The following is a 3,289-nucleotide window of genomic DNA, read 5'->3' as shown; positions in this document are numbered from 1 at the left end:
ATCTGGCACAACTGGCTCATCGACGCACCCGTCAAACGCTCCCTGATCGCCTACGACCACTGACCAACACCGATATTTCCCATCAACGATCTAGCCGTGCTGGCCCGTTTCGTCGACGCGTACGCTGCGACGAAAACCAGGTTCGCGGAGCTGAGGTTGGGGCTGGAACCTTTTGGGTGCGGTCTTCGGCGGCGGTTAGTTGAAGCGGTGTTTGAGGTCGGCGGGCACGCCGGCGCCGAGCTTGGGCTTTTGGAGGCTTGGCGGCGGGGTTCCTTGGTTCTTTGGTTCCTTGGATCCGAGTGCGGTGACGGGGAAGCCCAGTTCGTCGTCGAGTTGTGTGGTGGGCGCCGCTGTCGGGCTTGGGCAAGGCGGCGAGTGTCTCCTTGCCGGTCAAGTGCTGGTCAGTTGTTCAGCAGCCGTTCGGCCACCGCGCGGAATCCGGCGGCGGCGGTTTTGCCTTCGGCGCCGTAGGTGGTCAGGGGTGCGCGGGCGCCGGTCGCCTTGCGGATAATCTCGATGTCGTCGATGACGGTGTCCCAGACCAGAACGGGGTAGGCGTTGCGGAGTTCGGCCAGGCGGCTTTTGGATTCTGTGTGGCCTTCGGCGCCGGCCTTGAGGTACTGATTGACCACGATGCCCTCGACACCGAGGTCGGGGTGGTAGTGCCGTTGGACGGTGTGGAGGGTTTTCAGGACCTGGTGGACGCCTTCGACGGAGAACAGCACCGGTTCGGCGACCACCAGTGCTGAGCCGACCGCGGTCAGGGCGTTGACGGTGAGCAGGCCCAGCGAGGGCGGGCAGTCGATGAGCACCAGGTCGAACCCGATCTGGTCGAGCCCTTCGGCCACCGTCCGCAGGCGGACCGCCCGGCCGTGCGCGCGGTAGTCGTCCTCGCGGGCGGCCTGGGCGGGATCGGCCGCCACGACGAACACGCCGGGCCACTGCTGCCCCGCCGGGCGGATCACGCTGCCGATGCTGCCGGCCACGACCTCCAGCGTGGCCGGGTCTGGCATCAGCAGGTCGTTGACGGTGTACTTGACTGCGGCCGGCTGCATCACGCCGGTGAGGTTGGCTTGCGGGTCCATGTCGATGACCAGAACCCGGGCGCCGAGTTCGGCGGCGGCCTCGGCGGTGTAGACGGTCGTTGTCGTCTTGCCCACACCGCCCTTCTGGTTGATCAACGCAACCCGCTTGGTCGTGGAACGAACACGAGGTTTGACCATGCGGGAACCTTGCCACCTTGGAACTTTGGTGGCCAGGTGACAGGAGAGGGAGGGGAGGAAGCCAAACGGCGGCCTCGGAACCGGACAGGCCGTTTTGAGGGGCGGCCAGCGGTGGGGCGCCCGCACTGGGGGCAGGTGGGGGCGCTGGCCGATGTGAGGGGCAGCCCGAACAGCGCGACCTTGATCGCCGACTGCTTGAGGATCGCGGGGGTGATCATGTCCTGGGTGGGGCGAAGCGAGGAGATGATGACGTTGACGCCCTCGTTGCGGCGATCCGCTGGATTTCCTCCAAGCCGTCGCGGACCTGGCGGGTGAGGTGGTCGCGGTTGGCGGGGGGGTGTGTCCCTAATGACTCTCGTGGGGTTTCGTTCCCTGCGGCTCTTCTCGATCGGATGCCTATGTGGACCCTGAGGCGCTTGACCTCTTTCCTTGCAGGCAGTGCGGGATCGGGATGAGCGATGGGTGGTGGTGATCGATGGGTGCCGGGAGACGTCTCGGGTGTCCCTGGACTGAAGTCCTCCCCATAGGCAGCCGCGGGCCGGCACCTCTCGATCACCACCCATCGGGTCGACGCCCTCGGCAGGATCGTGTTTTGAGCCGACCACAGGGAACACCGCCCGCTTGACCAGGGCCTCGAGCCCTTACCGAAGAGCGTGGCCCCTGTGGCGGGCTGGGGCCACGAACTGCTGATCGGATGTCGAGCCGTCGAGCTCTCTCATTAGGGGGTGGCGTGCCCCTGCACGGCTCTGAGCTGCACCAACCCCTTGAAAAGGAGTACGGCGGTTGAAGGTGACATGCGGGATCGACTGGGCAGAGAAACACCACGATGTCGCTCTGCTGGACTCCGATGGAAAACTTCTCGCGCGCCGCCGCATCAGCGACGACGTCGCAGGCTGGCAGGCACTGGTCGAGCTGCTCGCCGCCCACGGCGACCACGCCGACGACGGTCTGGGCGTCCAGGGCGGCCTGGCATCGACTAGGCGCCCGGCCATGCGCGGGGCCAGTGGCTTGGCGATGGTCAGGAGCTCGTCGGCAGTGGCAGCGCGCAGCCCGTCCGCGCCACCGTAGGCGATCAGCAACTCCAGGGCTGCAGGGTGGTGCAACCTGGGGCTCAGAGCCATCTCCAGGGCGGGGCGTCGACGATGATGTAGGCGTCACGGGCGTCGGTCTTGGCGGTGCCGGGGTGCAGGTCGGCCAGGCGCCGCATGGTCAGGCCGGCAGGTAGGCGACCTGGCAGCCCTCGTCACGGGCGACGGCGGCGGGCAGTGCGCCGATCGAGGCGGGTTGGTCGACCACCACCAGTACGCGGCCGTGTCTGCTGAGCTGGGTGAACAGGGCGCGCAGCCGCTGTTCGTCGTTGGGCAGGGGGCTTGTCGTGCAGTTTCCTGCCGGAGGGGTTCAAGGCGCAGGCGTGATGTTCGCCTTTGCCGAAGTCCAACCCCAGGAACACCGCGTACCCGACGCTCACGTTTACCACGATCGGGGTATCTGGCCAGGTCACAAGTCCTGGCGACGGCTGCCGGCATCGACGTTACGGCGAGACGATGACCTCGTCACAGAAGGTTACCTTGTCCGTGTAAGTGGTCTACCGACGCCACCCGGGCCCGGTGACAACACCCGGATCATCCGTGCGACAGGGGGCTTGAGTCATGCCGGGCCGGGTGACCTGGCTCCCCACCATGGCGGGGACGTGAAAACGGTAACGGGGCACCTCGGCGCCCTCGTCCACGCTGATGATGATCTCGGGGCAGCTGGCGGCCTCGGTCAGGCCGTTGCAGGCGATGTCCAGCTCCCTCGAGCGCGCAGCCGACGATGTTGTTCCAGGTGGGCCGCTCGTGCTCTTGCATGATCCTCCTCCGCGCTGAGGAGGTGGTGAGGGGGCCGCGGGCGGCTCGCGTTCGGGGAACGTTCCGGCCTTGCCTGGTCAGGACAACCACCCACGTCGTCACAAGTAACGCCTCCCCTACCTCCCTCCCCTTCTAGTGGTCGTCGCAACACCCTTGCTGAGGGGTCGCGATGGACTTCGAGATTCGGAAGGACCGGAGGCCGCAGGGCCGAAAGAAGTT

At 66.7% G+C, this 3,289-nt stretch carries 2 protein-coding genes and 1 pseudogene; 1 reads left to right on the top strand and 2 read right to left on the bottom strand.

All coding sequences use genetic code 11. From position 1 onward, the window contains the following. Positions 1 to 401 precede the first annotated feature (401 nt). Complete coding sequence (locus AB0C84_RS45640) at positions 402 to 1,223, bottom strand: ParA family protein (RefSeq protein WP_361079068.1); 822 nt, start codon at positions 1,221 to 1,223, stop codon at positions 402 to 404. Between the two features lie 789 nt (positions 1,224 to 2,012). Here AB0C84_RS45640 and AB0C84_RS45635 point away from each other — a divergent pair. Next, positions 2,013 to 2,291 (top strand): transposase, encoded by a 279-nt coding sequence (locus AB0C84_RS45635; protein WP_361079070.1) that lies wholly within the window; start codon positions 2,013 to 2,015, stop codon positions 2,289 to 2,291. 5 nt (positions 2,292 to 2,296) lie between these two features. Here AB0C84_RS45635 and AB0C84_RS45630 read toward each other — a convergent pair. Continuing rightward, positions 2,297 to 2,691, bottom strand: a pseudogene (locus AB0C84_RS45630) (IS110 family transposase); the annotation flags it as partial. Positions 2,692 to 3,289 lie beyond the last annotated feature (598 nt).

The organism is Actinomadura sp. NPDC048955 (assembly GCF_040649435.1).
Classification (GTDB): Bacteria; Actinomycetota; Actinomycetes; order Streptosporangiales; family Streptosporangiaceae; genus Spirillospora; species Spirillospora luteofluorescens.
Note: the sequence above shows the minus strand (reverse complement) of the source record. Positions and strands in the feature narration are given on the sequence as shown.